We start from the raw sequence: 400 nt of genomic DNA on the forward strand, positions 1-400 counted from the left end.
TTCAAAGTTGTTCGGCTGAGAGACTCATCAATATTACCTCGGTGATAATATTGATTGTTTCAATTTTTCAGCTTGTTCCGGATTGTTAAAGAGCATAATTGTTAAGCTGACTCTTGAATCAGCTTAATCATTATTTGCAGATGACTTTCACTCACCCGCGCAGACTGGCGTCCCCTAGGGGATTCGAACCCCTGTTACCGCCGTGAAAGGGCGGTGTCCTGGGCCTCTAGACGAAGGGGACATTAGTCAGCTTCGCAGACGCTCTCTGCTCATTTTCTATCAGACAATCTGTGTGAACACTCACATTCCAAATCAACTAGGTAAGGAGGTGATCCAACCGCAGGTTCCCCTACGGTTACCTTGTTACGACTTCACCCCAGTCATGAATCACAAAGTGGTA

1 tRNA gene and 1 rRNA gene are annotated in these 400 nt (G+C 46.0%); both read right to left on the reverse strand.

The features are described 5' to 3' along the window. Positions 1–165: 165 nt before the first annotated feature. A tRNA-Glu gene (locus AAZR23_RS20740) sits at positions 166–241 on the reverse strand. Positions 242–321: 80 nt separating this feature from the next. After that, a 16S ribosomal RNA gene (locus tag AAZR23_RS20745) occupies positions 322–400 on the reverse strand; the annotation flags it as partial.

Origin of the sequence: Morganella sp. Je.2.23 (genome assembly GCF_051129855.1) — a bacterium.
GTDB lineage: Bacteria > Pseudomonadota > Gammaproteobacteria > Enterobacterales > Enterobacteriaceae > Morganella > Morganella sibonii.